The 12,983-nt window shown below is 68.2% G+C and carries 11 protein-coding genes; 9 read left to right on the top strand and 2 right to left on the bottom strand.

The window, feature by feature from the left end; genetic code table 11:
• The first annotated feature begins 66 nt into the window (after positions 1 to 66).
• Positions 67 to 1,248, top strand: coding sequence for an elongation factor Tu (gene tuf / locus ALI144C_RS32520; protein ID WP_076991046.1), 1,182 nt, complete (start codon positions 67 to 69; stop codon positions 1,246 to 1,248).
• Positions 1,249 to 1,303: 55 nt separating this feature from the next.
• Here the strand turns inward: tuf and ALI144C_RS32515 are convergent, their stop codons facing one another.
• Positions 1,304 to 2,182: a S1 family peptidase gene (locus ALI144C_RS32515; RefSeq protein ID WP_076991045.1), complete on the bottom strand. Its 879-nt coding sequence runs from the start codon at positions 2,180 to 2,182 to the stop codon at positions 1,304 to 1,306.
• 65 nt (positions 2,183 to 2,247) lie between these two features.
• Positions 2,248 to 2,796 carry an rRNA adenine N-6-methyltransferase family protein gene (locus tag ALI144C_RS32510; protein WP_083753596.1) on the bottom strand — a complete coding sequence of 183 codons (549 nt, stop codon included), beginning with the start codon at positions 2,794 to 2,796 and terminating at the stop codon, positions 2,248 to 2,250.
• A gap of 247 nt (positions 2,797 to 3,043) precedes the next feature.
• Here ALI144C_RS32510 and ALI144C_RS32505 point away from each other — a divergent pair, with 247 nt between their 5' ends.
• The 8 genes from ALI144C_RS32505 to ALI144C_RS32470 all read left to right on the top strand — a co-directional run bounded on the left by ALI144C_RS32505 (position 3,044) and on the right by ALI144C_RS32470 (position 12,673).
• The gene (locus ALI144C_RS32505) at positions 3,044 to 4,417 is read left to right on the top strand and encodes an FAD-binding oxidoreductase (protein ID WP_076991044.1); all 1,374 of its coding nucleotides are present in this window, start codon (positions 3,044 to 3,046) and stop codon (positions 4,415 to 4,417) included.
• 18 nt (positions 4,418 to 4,435) lie between these two features.
• On the top strand, positions 4,436 to 5,980 hold the full coding sequence (locus ALI144C_RS32500; RefSeq protein ID WP_076991043.1) for an acetolactate synthase large subunit: 1,545 nt from the start codon (positions 4,436 to 4,438) through the stop codon (positions 5,978 to 5,980).
• A 170-nt stretch (positions 5,981 to 6,150) separates the two neighbouring features.
• Positions 6,151 to 7,716, top strand: a complete 1,566-nt coding sequence (locus ALI144C_RS32495; protein WP_076991042.1) for an outer membrane protein assembly factor BamB family protein — start codon at positions 6,151 to 6,153, stop codon at positions 7,714 to 7,716.
• Between the two features lie 9 nt (positions 7,717 to 7,725).
• A complete protein-coding gene (locus tag ALI144C_RS32490; protein ID WP_076991041.1) occupies positions 7,726 to 9,108 on the top strand; it encodes an FAD-binding oxidoreductase in 1,383 nt (460 codons plus the stop codon).
• A 31-nt stretch (positions 9,109 to 9,139) separates the two neighbouring features.
• Positions 9,140 to 9,790, top strand: a complete 651-nt coding sequence (locus ALI144C_RS32485; protein ID WP_076991040.1) for a hypothetical protein — start codon at positions 9,140 to 9,142, stop codon at positions 9,788 to 9,790.
• Positions 9,791 to 9,885: 95 nt separating this feature from the next.
• A complete protein-coding gene (locus ALI144C_RS32480; protein ID WP_168211402.1) occupies positions 9,886 to 10,977 on the top strand; it encodes an NAD(P) transhydrogenase subunit alpha in 1,092 nt (363 codons plus the stop codon).
• Entirely contained in the window at positions 10,977 to 11,279 is a 303-nt protein-coding gene (locus ALI144C_RS32475; protein ID WP_076991038.1) for an NAD(P) transhydrogenase subunit alpha, read from the top strand. Before ALI144C_RS32480 ends, ALI144C_RS32475 begins: the two co-directional genes overlap by 1 nt.
• Entirely contained in the window at positions 11,276 to 12,673 is a 1,398-nt protein-coding gene (locus ALI144C_RS32470) for an NAD(P)(+) transhydrogenase (Re/Si-specific) subunit beta (RefSeq protein ID WP_076991037.1), read from the top strand. The genes ALI144C_RS32475 and ALI144C_RS32470 overlap by 4 nt, the downstream gene beginning before the upstream one ends.
• Positions 12,674 to 12,983 lie beyond the last annotated feature (310 nt).

Here is a 12,983-nt window from a genome sequence, read left to right as displayed (position 1 = left end):
AACCCGAGGAGGAGGGTTGTCGGCTTCGCGGGTTCCGCGTCCCAGCTTCCAGAAAACCAGGCAACGATGAGCAAGCAGCTTTACGTGCGCAGCAAGCCGCACGTCAACATCGGCACGATGGGTCACGTTGACCACGGCAAGACCACGCTGACCGCCGCGATCACCAAGGTGCTCGCGCGCGACGGTGCGGGCACGAAGTACGTGGCCTTCGACAAGATCGACCGTGCGCCGGAGGAGATCGCCCGCGGCATCACGATCAACATCTCGCACGTCGAGTACGAGACGCCGACCAGGCACTACGCCCACGTCGACATGCCGGGGCACGCCGACTACGTCAAGAACATGATCACCGGCGCGGCCCAGCTCGACGGCGTGATCCTGGTCGTGTCCGCCGAGGACGGCTCCATGCCGCAGACCCGTGAGCACGTCGTGCTGGCGCGGCGGATCGGTGTCGAGCACATCGTGGTCGCGCTGAACAAGGCGGACATGGTGGCCGACGGCGACCTGCTCGACCTGGTCGAGCTGGAGGTCCGTGAGCTGCTCAGCCGCTACGGCTTCGACGGTGACTCGGTGCCGGTCGTGCGTGTCTCCGGCCTGAAGGCGCTGGAGGGCGACCCGGTGTGGGAGCAGAAGGTCGTGGAGTTGCTCGAGGCGGTGGACGAGCACGTGCCGACTCCGGTGCGGCGTCTCGACCTGCCGTTCCTGATGCCGGTGGAGAACACCATGACCATCACCGGTCGCGGCACGGTCGTGACCGGCGCGGTGGAGCAGGGCACGATCAAGCTCGGCGACACCGTCGAGGTGGTCGGGCTCGAGGAGACCTTCTCGAGCGTGGTCACAGGGCTGGAGATGTTCGGCAAGTCGCTGGAGCGGGCCGAGGCGGGTGACAACGCCGCGGTGCTGCTGCGTGGCGTCAAGCGCGACCAGATCCGTCGCGGCCAAGTGCTGGCGCTGCCGGGCAGCGTCACGCCGCACCGGCGCTTCCGGGCGGACGCGTACGTGCTGACCGAGCAGGAAGGCGGTCGGCGCAAGCCGATCCACGACAACTACCGGCCGCAGTTCCACTTCAGGACCAGCGACGTTCCTGGCGCGTTGACGCTCGACACCGCGATGGTCCTGCCGGGCGACAGCGCGGAGTTCGTCGTCGACCTCGGCAAGCCGGTCGCGCTGAGCAAAGGCCAGGGCTTCGCCATCCGCGAGGGTGGCCTGACCGTGGCCGCGGGAACCGTGTCCGAAGTCCTCGACTGAAGAACCTCTCGTGAGTGGTTACCAGGGTGAGAACCCCGGTAACCACTCACGAGCTTTACTGGCCGATTCGGGCGCCGAAGGCCTGCAGCGGCTCGGTGACAGGTTGGAAGAACGTGACGCCGCCAGCGGTGCAGTTGCCGGATCCGCCCGAGGTGAGCCCGAGCGCGGTGCCGTCCTGGGTGAACAGCGGACCGCCGCTGTCACCGGGTTCGGCGCACACCGTGGTCTGGATGAGCCCGGTGACCCGGCCCTCCGGGTAGTTCACCGCCGCGTTCAACGCGGTCACCCGGCCGCCCTTCAACCCGGTCGTGCTGCCCATGCGCAGCACGTTCTGGTTCACGCGCGCGTTCGCGGCCCGGGTGATCTGCACGAGCCGCCCGCCGCCGGTGTCGACGGCACTCGGCGCCTGGGTGCCGGCGTTGTTGTACGACAGCAAGGCGAAGTCGCCGTTGCCGGGGAACGTCGACGACTGGACTGTGGCGACCGCCCGGCCGCCCTGCGCGGTCGACCAGTTGCGGCCACCCGCCGTGCAGTGGCCCGCGGTGAGGATTCCGGGTGCGCCGTTGCGCATGGTCACGTTGAAGCCGAGCGAACACCGTGACCCACCGGCGAAGATCGCGTCCCCGCCTTCGGCGAACAGGCTGAACTTGCCGGGCGCCCGCTGCACTTTCACCTTGTCGTTGCTGTGGGACACCAACGCGCTCCACTGGTCGGTGTTGACGGTGCTGTCCGCGGTGACCAGGGTCTGGCCGGTGTCCGGGTCGACCGCCCACGCGGTGCCCGTCATCCCGCGCATCTCGTCCAGGCTCGGCACGGCCCTGGAGTCCTTGGCACTGGCCTGGGGGATGGTGAAGGCCGCTGCCGCGGCCAGTGCGACGCCCGCCGCCGCGATGATGACCTTCTTCCTGGTGATCTTCCTGTGCGTGTTGCGCATCCGATGCCCTTCCCGAAGTGCGCGCCTCACCATCCATACGAGTGAACGGTCCGCGACGGTTCAGCTCAGTTTCGTGGTCGTCGTCTGATCACCAGATGCGCCGAGTCCACGCGCGGGGCCGGGCGGAAGTTCGTCCGCTGGATCCGTCTCGCGACTCGCATCTCGTATTTCTCGGCCCACTTGGCGGTCTCCGGTGTCCGCGCGGCCACGATCCGCTGGGCGAAGCCCCATTCGACCACCAGGTCGGCGGCGACGAGCGACCGTCGCCGCCGGTCGAGCAGCCTGCGGAGCAGCACAGTGGACAGTGCGAACGGGATGTTGGCCACCACGGAGAAGTCCCGGCTCGGCAGCGGGACCGTGCGCAGGTCGGCGTGCACCACCTTGACGAGCGGCTGGTCGGCGAACCGCCGCGTGAGTTTGCCGGCGAACGCCGCGTTCCGTTCGACGGCGAGGACGCGTGCCCCGGTGGCGGCCAGCGGCGCGGTGATCGTGCCGGGACCGGCCCCGAAGTCGATCACCAGGTCGTCCGGGCCGACCCCCGACGAGCGGATCAGCTGCCGGATGACGGCGGGTGCGGACAGGACGTGAACACCCGTACGGGCGTGGGGAAGCATGTGTGTCGCTCCAGCGCGGAACAGAGGGTTCGGATGAGCGCTGTTGTTCGGAGGCGACAACGACCTGCCGAGTCCGGTATGCCGGACTCAGCTGGAGATCAGCAGGTGGAGACGGAGGTCGCGCGCCTCAGCGGCGCCGCAACCTGCTCGCGCAGAAACATGCCACGTCCCCGACGTTATCAATCAGGCACAACCGGTTTTCCGTCGAACGGGATAGTGTTACCAGCGGGTACGAAGGGAGCGTCCAGTGGCGGACATGGCAGCTCGGCTGGCCGGGATCGTGGGAGCCGATCACCTGCTGACAGGCGATGCGATCGGCGACGACTACGCACACGACGAGGCGTTGAGCAACGACCCGGTGAAACCGGCGTACGTCGCACTGCCCGAGACCGCCGAGCAGGTCGCGCGGCTGCTGAAAACCGCCACCGAGCTGGGGATCCCCGTCACCGCCCGCGGTTCGGGTTCCGGTTTGTCCGGTGCGGCGCGGCCGCGCCCGGACGGCCTGCTGATCTCGTTCGAGCGGATGGCCGCGATCCTCGAGATCGACACCGAGAACCACGTGGCCGTGGTGGGGCCCGGTGTCAGCCTGGAGGAGCTCGACGCCGAACTGGCCAAGCACGGCCTGGTGTACCCGGTCTACCCCGGTGAGCTCAGTGCGAGCATCGGCGGCAACGTCGGCACGAACGCGGGCGGGATGCGTGCCATCAAGTACGGCGTCACCCGCAACAACGTCCTCGGTCTTGAAGCCGCGCTGGCGACGGGTGAGCTGATCCGCACCGGCGGCAAGTTCGTCAAGGCGAGCACCGGCTACGACCTCACCCAGCTGATCATCGGTTCCGAGGGAACGCTGGCGCTGGTGACCGAGGCCGTGCTGAAGCTGCAGCCGCGCCTGCCGCACCAGGGCACGGTGCTGGCCCCGTTCGTCGACCTCGACGAGGTGGCACGGGCCGTGCCGAAGATCGTGGCCAGCGGGCTGGGCCCGTTGATCGTGGAGTACATCGACGGCCTGACCATGGGGGCGATCACCTACCGCGCCCAGTTGCAGCTCGGGATTCCCGACGAGGTCAAGGAGACCTCGCACGCGTACCTGGTCGTCCAGTTGGAGAGCCGGACCGCCGACCGGCTCGACGAGGACGTCGCCGAGCTCGGCGAGTTGGTGTCGAGCCTGGGTGCCAAGGACGTCTACGTCCTGGAGGGCACGGCGGCGAACAAGCTGATTGACGCGCGGGAGAAGGCGTTCTGGGCGGCCAAGGAAGCCGGCGCCGACGACATCATCGACACGGTGATCCCCCGTGCCTCCCTGCCGCAGTTCATGGAACGCGTCCGCGCGATCGCGCAGGAGAACAACACCTTCGTCGTCGGCTGCGGCCACGCCGGTGACGGCAACGTGCACCTCGCCGTGCTGCAGAAGGACAGCGAGGTGCGTGAACGCGTGCTGCACGGCCTGTTCGAGGCGGGCGTCAGCCTCGGCGGCGCGATCTCCGGCGAGCACGGCATCGGCCGCAAACACGCCGAGCGGTTCGCCGCGCTCACCGATCCGGCCAAAGTGGACCTGATGCGGCGGATCAAGACCGCGTTCGACCCAGCGGGCGTCCTCAACCCCGGTGTCCTTTTCGACTGAGTTGGAGTTCGCGAGACCATGAACGGCGCACAGGCCCTCCTCCGCACGCTCGTCGACGCGGGCGTGACCGTCTGCTTCGGCAACCCGGGCACCTCCGAGATGCACTTCGTCGCCGCGCTGGACGCCGTCCCCGAGATGCGCGGCGTCCTGGGGCTGTTCGAAGGCGCGGTGACCGGCGCGGCCGACGGCTACGCCCGGATGGCCGACAAACCAGCCGCGACCCTGCTGCACCTGGGCCCTGGCCTGGCCAACGGGTTGGCGAACCTGCACAACGCACGCCGCGCGCGGACCGGGATCGTCAACGTCGTCGGTGACCACGCGACGTACCACAAGCAGTACGACGCCCCGCTGGAGTCGGACATCGAGTCGCTGTCCGGCACTGTCGGCTGGACGAGGACGAGCGCATCGACCGAGGCGCTCGCCGCGGACGCCGCCGAGGCCGTGAAAGTGGCGCGGTCCGGACAGATCGCCACGCTGATCCTGCCCGCGGACATCTCGTGGGGTGACGGCGGCAAGCCCGCGGCGCCGCTGGCCGCCCCGGTCCGGCCGACCGTCGCCGAGAACGTCGTGCAGGCGATCGTTGACGTGCTGCGGTCCGGTGAGTCGACCGTGATCCTGCTGGGCAACGTCGGCACGCGCGAGCGAGCGATCCGCGCGGCCAACCGGATTTCCCAGGCCACGGGTGTGAAGCTGTTCGCCGAGACCTTTCCGGCGCGCATCGAGCGCGGCGCGGGCGTGCCCGCTCTCGAACGCCTCGGCTACCTCGCCGAGCAGGTCACCTGGCAGCTGACCGACGTCCGGAACCTGGTGCTGGCCGGGACGAAGTCCCCGGTGTCGTTCTTCGCCTACCCCGGCAAGCCGAGCGACCTCGTGCCCGACGACTGCAAGGTCCACGTGCTCGCCGAGCCGGGTGACGACATCGTCGCGGCACTGGAGGCCGTCGCCGCGATCGTGGCACCGGACGTCGAACCTGTGTTGCAGGAGGCGAACCGGCCCGCGCTGCCGACCGGTGAGCTGACGCCGCAGAACTGGGTGGACGTGATCGGCGCGCTGCTGCCGGAGAACGCCGTCATCGTCGACGAGGCCAACACGTCCGGCCTGCTCCTGCCCACGGCGACCGCCGGTGCGCCCAGGCACGACGTGCTGACGCTGACCGGTGGCTCCATCGGGTTCGGCCTGCCCAACGCGGTCGGCGCCGCGGTCGCGTGCCCGGACCGCCCGGTGATCTGCCTGCAGGCCGACGGCAGCGCGATGTACACGGCGTCCGCGCTGTGGACGATGGCCCGCGAGAACCTGAACGTCACCACAGTGCTGCTGTCGAACCGTTCGTACGCGATTCTCAAGCTGGAGTTGCAGCGGGTGGGTGCCGAGAGCACCGGACCCAAGGCGCTGGACTGGCTGGACCTGTCCCGGCCGGATCTGGACTTCGTGTCGCTGGCGACGGGTATGGGCGTCCCCGCGAGCCGCGCGACGACCGCCGAGGAGCTGGCCGAGCAGTTCCGTGCGGCACAAGGCAAGGAAGGGCCGCACGTGATCGAGGCGATCGTGCCGACCTTGTTCTGAGCGACTGTCATCTGGGACTCGTTGACGCTTCGTCAAAGCGAGCCCAGCGTGCCCACGCGGTGATCTGGGGTTCTGACTGATCGGTCGACACCGGGCGTCAACCTTTCGGATACCCCTTATCTGTACTTCCGGTGGATGTCCGGGCACGCTGTGTAGTGCACGGTGGGCGGATGGGGAACACACTGATCCGACTCGCGGCATTGACGCTGACAGGCATGACCCTGGCCAGTTCGGTCGTGAGCGCGCACAGCCATGGCGGCGGCGACTGGCCGACGTGGCAGGGGGACAAGGCCGGGTCACGGCACAACCCGGCTGAGTTCCGCATCACCCCGGCCAACGTCGGCAAGCTGGAGCTGAAGTGGGCCTTCGCCTATCCGAAGACGGGCATGCTCGCCAAGAGCCAGCCCGCAGTGGTCGACGGCGCCGCCTACTTCGGCGGTCCCGACGGCAAGTTCCACGCACTGGACGCCAGGACCGGCAGGACGAAGTGGACCTTCGACCTGGCGTCGGTGGACCCGTCGCAGCGGGTGGTGCTCGACGGGCCCGCGGTCGCGCGCGGCAAGGTATACTTCGGCGACAGCGGCGGCTACATGTACGCACTGGACGCCAGGACCGGGAAACTGGTGTGGGCCAAGGACACCGAGCCACACCCGGCGGGCATGCACACCAGTTCACCGCTGTACCACGACGGCCGGATCTACGTCGGCGCGTCCAGCGCCGAGAACATGAACGGCAAGGAGTACCCGTGCTGCACGTTCCGCGGCCACATCGACTCGCTGGACGCCGACACCGGCGAACTGGTCTGGCGCTACTTCACGGTTCCCGAGCCGAAGGAGGTGGGCACGTACCCGAGCGGCGCGAAGAAGTTCGAACCGTCCGGCGCGGGGGTGTGGAGTTCGCCCGTGATCGACGAACGCACCGGCACGCTGTACGTGGGAACCGGCCAGAACTACACCGGCAGCGCGGGTGACTTCGACAGCCTGCTCGCGTTGGACGCGCGAAGTGGCGCTGTGCGGTGGAAGCAGCAGGTGACCAAAGCGGACACCTGGCGTGATCTGTGCAACCAGCCGGATCCGGAAGGCTACTGCCCCGGCCTGAAGGACGGCACCAACCTCGACTACGACATCGGCGCCACCCCGAACATCTTCCGCGTCAAGGGCCGCACGTACGTCGGCGTGGGCCAGAAGAGCGGTGTGTACCACGCGTTCGACGCCGCGACCGGTGACGTGAAGTGGCGCCGCCAGTTGGGTGTCCCGCTGCCGAGTGGCGGAATCTCCGGCATCCAGTGGGGATCGTCGTACGACGGCGACAAGCTCTACATCGCCACGTACTTCGCCGAACCGGGCACGCTGTTCGCGGTCCACCCCGAGAACGGCAAGGTGTTGTGGCAGACGCCCAACCCCGCCAACGGATGTGACTGGGGCGGTGCCTCGAAGCACAAGGACCTGTGCGCGCCCGCTCACGCTCCCGCTGTGACCACGACACCTGGTGTCGTGTGGGAAGGCAGCAACGACGGCAAGATGCGTGCGTACTCCGCACGCGAGGGCAAAGTGTTGTGGGAGTACGACACCGTGCGTGACTTCCAAGGCGTGAACGGCCTGACCGGACACGGCAGCGCGGTCTCCGGCAGCGGCGGTGCCGTGGTGTCGAACGGAATGCTGTACGTCCAATCGGGCTATTTCCCCTTCTACCCGAGTGAACACGGGAACGTGCTGTTGGCGTTCGGTTTGAAGTAGCGTGAGGGAGTGACCTCACTCCCGTCCGACGCCACCACGGACGACCCGGATGTGCTTGACGCGTACCGGACCGACCGGGCCGCTTTCTGCCCCAGCGGCAGTCCGCGGGCGTTGGTCAGGGCGAGGTCGCTGGAGGACGTCGTCCAGACGTTGCGCTGGGCGTACGAGCACAACGTCCCGGTCGTCCCACAGGGCACCCGCACGGGGCTGTCCGGTGGGGCGAACGCGCTCGACGGCTGCGTCCTGCTGAACGTGGAGAAACTCGACCAGATCGTGGAGATCGACGTCGAGGAGCAGATCGCCGTGGTCCAGCCTGGCGTCATCAACGCCACGCTGGCCGCGGCGGTCGCGGAGAAGGGGCTGTACTACCCGCCGGATCCGGGGTCCAAGGACATCTCGTCGATCGGTGGGAACGTCGCCACCAACGCGGGTGGCATGTGCTGTCTCAAGTACGGCGTGACGGGCGACTTCGTCCGTGCTCTCCAGGTGGTGCTCGCCGACGGCCGCGTGATGCGGACCGGGCGGCGGACGGCCAAAGGAGTCGCGGGCTACGACCTGACCCGCGTGTTCGTCGGGTCGGAAGGAACACTCGGCGTGGTCACGGAGGTGACCGTGGCGCTACGCCCCGCGGCGGCCCGGCCGTTGGCGGCGATCGCGTTCTTCGACACCATGGCGGACGCGTGCCGTGCGGTCGCGGACCACCTCGGAACCGGTGCTCGTCCCGCCGCGCTCGAACTGATGGACGCGGCGACGATCGCGGCCGTCAACCGGCTCCAGGACCTCGGCTTCCCCGACGGGGTCGGCGCGGTGCTGATCGCCCAGTCCGACGCGGGCACCAGGGCTCCGGAGGAACTCGCGGCGTTCGAACTCTCGGCCCGCAGGTGCGCCGCCACCGACGTGATCGTGTCCGACAACCCGGCCGAGGCGGACCTGCTGATGCAGGGCCGCAGGCTGGCCGGGCTGGCGTTCGAGAACTACCCGGCCTCGCTCGTGGACGACGTGTGCGTCCCGCGCCGCAACCTCGCCGCCCTGGTGGCGGGGATCGAACGGATCGCCGCTGAGTACGGCGTCGAGATCGCCACCTGTGGTCACGCGGGCGACGGCAACGTGCACCCGGCGGTGCTGTTCGACCATTCGCAGGCCGAGGCGGCACAGCGGGCGTTCGCCGAGATCATGCGGCTGGGTCTGGAGCTCGGCGGGACCATCACCGGTGAGCACGGGGTGGGCTTCCTCAAGCGCGACTGGCTGGCCCGCGAGTTGGACGAGGCGGCGCTGTGGTCGCACCAGCGGATCAAGCAGGCGCTGGACCCGCGCGGGATCCTCAACCCCGGTCGAGTGATCGACTCCATGGCGACTGGACGTACCGAAGTCGATCAAAGATCATTTGGCTAGGGAGAGGTGCGGCGAGGGAGTTGCTGTAGCGATGCGAACCTTGCGGCGTGAACTGGCGCGGATCTGGGCGTGTGTGACCGACCGGCCACGATGGCAGTTGGTCGTGGCGTGTGTGATCTCGGTGTGGACCATGGCGTGGGTGCTCGGCCAGGCGGTCGCGCCACCGATGACGCCGTTGGAAGTCCCCATGGCCCTGCTCGACTGGGCCGGTGTCCCGGTCGGCTGGCTCGACGGCGCCGGACACTGGGCCCGAGCGGATTCCCGCTGGTGGGTCTTTGCGGTGCTGGCGGTCGGCGGCGGCTTGCTGTGGGCAGCGACCACGGAACGCGCCCAGCTCACGGCGCTCTACGGCTGGCTCGCCGTGATGGCCGCGGCCGAGGGCATCGGCTACCACCCCGCGATCTACCGTGCGATCGTCGCGATGGCCGGGTTCATCCTCGTGCTGTGGCTGTTGTCGTTGCCCGGCAAGGTTTCCGTGATGACCAACCGGATCACGTTGGTACCCCGTGACGTGCTGCGCGCCGGGGCGACCGCGGCCGCTATGGCGGCGATGGTGCCTGTGCTCGCGGTCGGGCTGGTGGTCATCCGCTTGCTCCGACCGTACGTGACGAGGCCGCCCAAAGCCGTAGTGCCGCGCGCCCGGGAGGCCCAGGACAACTCGAAGTCACTCGTTCGAGACTGAAACGCGTCCTTCGACGGGTGTGGTGCGCGCCACACAGTGGTAGAACTGGAAGCAGAACAGAAGACGTACGTTCTGTTTCCATGGGAGGGTCTCCAATGGCGGAAACCCAGAACATCGTGGTCGGAGTGCCGCGCGAGTCGGCCCCTGGCGAACGACGGGTAGCGCTTGTCCCCAAGGTCGTGGGACGGCTACGCGCCTCGGGGCTGAACGTCGTGGTCGAACCCGGCGCCGGTGGTGGGGCGTTGATGTCGGACTGGCTCTACGAGGAAGCCGGGGCCACCCTCGGCGATCCGTGGACCTGCGATGTGGTCGTCAAGGTCGCGGCCCCGACCGACGAGGAAATCGGCCGTCTGAAACCCGGCAGCGTGCTGATCGGCTTCCTCGGCGCGCAGTCACAGAACTCGGGCATCGCTGACGCGTTGGCCACCCGTGACGTGTACGGCCTGGCCATGGAAGCCATCCCCCGTATCTCCCGCGCGCAGTCGATGGACGCGTTGTCGTCGCAGAGCAGCGTCGCCGGTTATCTGGCCGCATTGCTTGGCGCACAACACCTCACGCGTTTCTACCCGATGCTCACCACCGCCGCGGGAACTGTCGCCCCGGCCAAGACGCTGGTCCTCGGCGCGGGCGTCGCCGGTCTGCAGGCGCTGGCCACGGCACGCCGTCTGGGCGCGCAGACCACGGGCTACGACGTGCGCCCCGAGGTCGCCGAACAGGTGCGGTCGGTCGGTTCGAAGTGGCTCGACCTGGGCATCGAGGCCGTCGGTGAAGGCGGGTACGCGCGTGCGTTGACCGACGATGAACGCGCCGAACAGCTGAAACGCCTGAACGAGGCGGTGATCGGCTACGACGTCGTGATCACCACCGCGCAGGTGCCGGGCCGCAAGGCCCCGGTCCTGGTGACCGAGGATTCGGTGACCGCGATGCGCGCGGGCAGTGTCGTCGTCGACCTCGCGGGGGAGTCCGGTGGCAACTGCGAGGTGAGCGTGCCCGGCGAGGTCGTCGTCCGGCACGGCGTGACGATCGTGGCGCCGCTGAACCTGCCCGCCTCGATGCCGGAGTCGGCCAGCGAGCTGTACTCCCGCAATGTCCAGTCCCTGCTGGAACTCCTGATCACCGATGGACGCGTCAAGCTGGACTTCGACGACGAGATCGTCGCGTCCGCCTGCGTGACGAGGAGGTCGTGATGCTGGTGCAGAACCTCGCCGTCCTCGTGCTCGCGGGCTTCGTGGGATTCGCGGTGATCTCCAAGGTGCCCAACACGTTGCACACCCCGCTGATGTCGGGCACGAACGCCATCCACGGCATCGTGCTGCTCGGCGCGTTGATCGTGCTCGGCCTCGGCGCGACCGGGACGCTCGACCAGATCCTGCTCGTGGTCGCGATCGCCTTCGGCACGATCAACGTGGTCGGCGGGTTCCTGGTGACGGACCGAATGCTCGGCATGTTCAAGGTCGCCAAGTCGAACGACAAGGAGCCACGGGAATGAGCTGGCTCCAGGACCCCGTCACGATCCAGTGCCTGTACATCGTGGCGTTCGCGCTGTTCATCTACGGCTTGATGGGCTTGACCGGCCCCCGGACGGCCGTGCGCGGCAACCTGCTGGCGGCGGTCGGGATGGGGATCGCGATCCTCGCCACGGCGCTGACCCCCGGCATGGGCAACTGGTGGCTGATCCTGCTCGGCGTCGCGCTGGGCACAGCGATCGGGATCCCGGCCGCGCGCAAGGTGAAGATGACCGCGATGCCGCAGATGGTCGCGTTGTTCAACGGCGTCGGCGGTGGCGCGGTGGCGTTGGTCGCGTGGGTGGAGTTCCGCCAGTCGCACGGCTTCGCCGACGAGCCCGCGCACGTGTCGATCGCCACCTTGTTCGCGGCCCTGATCGGGTCCATCTCGTTCTGGGGATCGAACGTGGCGTTCGGCAAGCTCCAGGAGATCCTGCCGGGCAGACCGATCAGCGTCGGCAGGCTGCAACAGCCGCTGAACCTCCTGTTGCTGGTCGTCGGCGTCGTCTGCGGTGTCGTGGTGGTGGCGGGCGGCACGTCCGAGTGGCTGATGGCAGGCATCCTCGTGTCGTCCGCGGCGCTCGGGCTGATGGTCGTACTGCCGATCGGCGGCGCGGACATGCCCGTCGTGATCTCGCTGCTGAACGCGCTGACCGGGCTGAGCGCAGCGGCGACGGGCATCGCACTGGACAACACGGCACTGATCGTGGCCGGGATGATCGTCGGGGCGTCGGGCACGATCCTGACCAACCTGATGGCCAAGGCCATGAACAGGTCGATCCCGGCGATCGTCGCCGGTGGCTTCGGCGGCACGGCCGGGCCGGGCGCGTCCGGGCCGACGGACAAGACCGTCCGGCAGACCAGCGCCTCCGACGCGGCGATCCAGATGAGCTACGCCCGTCAGGTCGTGGTCGTGCCTGGTTACGGCATGGCCGTGGCCCAGGCCCAGCACGCCGTGCGCGAGATGGCCAAGGAACTGGAGAGCAAGGGCGTCGCGGTCTACTACGCGATCCACCCGGTCGCCGGGCGTATGCCGGGGCACATGAACGTACTGCTCGCCGAGGCCGACGTGCCGTACGACCACCTCAAGGAGATGGAGGAGATCAACGGCGAGTTCGCCAGGACGGACGTTGCACTGGTGATCGGCGCGAACGACGTCACGAACCCGGCGGCGCACACCGACCCCAGCTCGCCCATCTACGGCATGCCGATCCTCAACGTGAACGAGAGCAAGTCGGTCATCGTCCTCAAGCGCGGGATGAGCCCGGGGTTCGCCGGGGTCGACAACGACCTCTACTACGACTCGCGCACTTCGATGCTCTTCGGCGACGCGAAGAAGTCGGTTTCGGCGGTCGTGGAGGAGCTCAGAGCCCTCTGAGGTGAACTCGGCGCGAACGGCAGGTGGGGCCCCGACTGGGCCCCGCAGCCCCTTCTAGGGCCCCTGACCTGCGGTGATGCAGTTAAGGGGACCCCCCTGAAACGGCCTGTTTCGGGTCGTGTAACTTATTCCATGTCAGCAGGAACGGGCCCCAGAAAACCGGGGAACGGATGCAGACCCCCAAAATTTAGCAAGGCAAGCCCTCTGATAGAGTGTTTACATCACTCCGGATGAGTGAGCGTGTGTTGTTTGAGAACTCAACAGTGTGTCGATCTATTGAAAGCCAGTAGAGCTTTTATGAACCTCGTCA

This window comes from Actinosynnema sp. ALI-1.44 (assembly GCF_001984155.1).
Taxonomy (GTDB): Bacteria; Actinomycetota; Actinomycetes; order Mycobacteriales; family Pseudonocardiaceae; genus Kibdelosporangium.
This window is presented reverse-complemented; position numbering and strand designations above follow the sequence as displayed.

Bases quoted from the DNA above. Each gene is read 5' to 3' on its own strand.
- ALI144C_RS32495 (WP_076991042.1), top strand. From the start codon at position 6,151: ATGGGGAACACACTGATCCGACTCGCGGCATTGACGCTGACAGGCATG.
- ALI144C_RS32485 (WP_076991040.1), top strand. From the start codon at position 9,140: ATGCGAACCTTGCGGCGTGAACTGGCGCGGATCTGGGCGTGTGTGACC.
- ALI144C_RS32475 (WP_076991038.1), top strand. From the start codon at position 10,977: ATGCTGGTGCAGAACCTCGCCGTCCTCGTGCTCGCGGGCTTCGTGGGA.
- ALI144C_RS32500 (WP_076991043.1), top strand. From the start codon at position 4,436: ATGAACGGCGCACAGGCCCTCCTCCGCACGCTCGTCGACGCGGGCGTG.
- ALI144C_RS32515 (WP_076991045.1), bottom strand. From the start codon at position 2,182: ATGCGCAACACGCACAGGAAGATCACCAGGAAGAAGGTCATCATCGCG.
- tuf (WP_076991046.1), top strand. From the start codon at position 67: ATGAGCAAGCAGCTTTACGTGCGCAGCAAGCCGCACGTCAACATCGGC.
- ALI144C_RS32510 (WP_083753596.1), bottom strand. From the start codon at position 2,796: ATGCTTCCCCACGCCCGTACGGGTGTTCACGTCCTGTCCGCACCCGCC.
- ALI144C_RS32480 (WP_168211402.1), top strand. From the start codon at position 9,886: ATGGCGGAAACCCAGAACATCGTGGTCGGAGTGCCGCGCGAGTCGGCC.
- ALI144C_RS32470 (WP_076991037.1), top strand. From the start codon at position 11,276: ATGAGCTGGCTCCAGGACCCCGTCACGATCCAGTGCCTGTACATCGTG.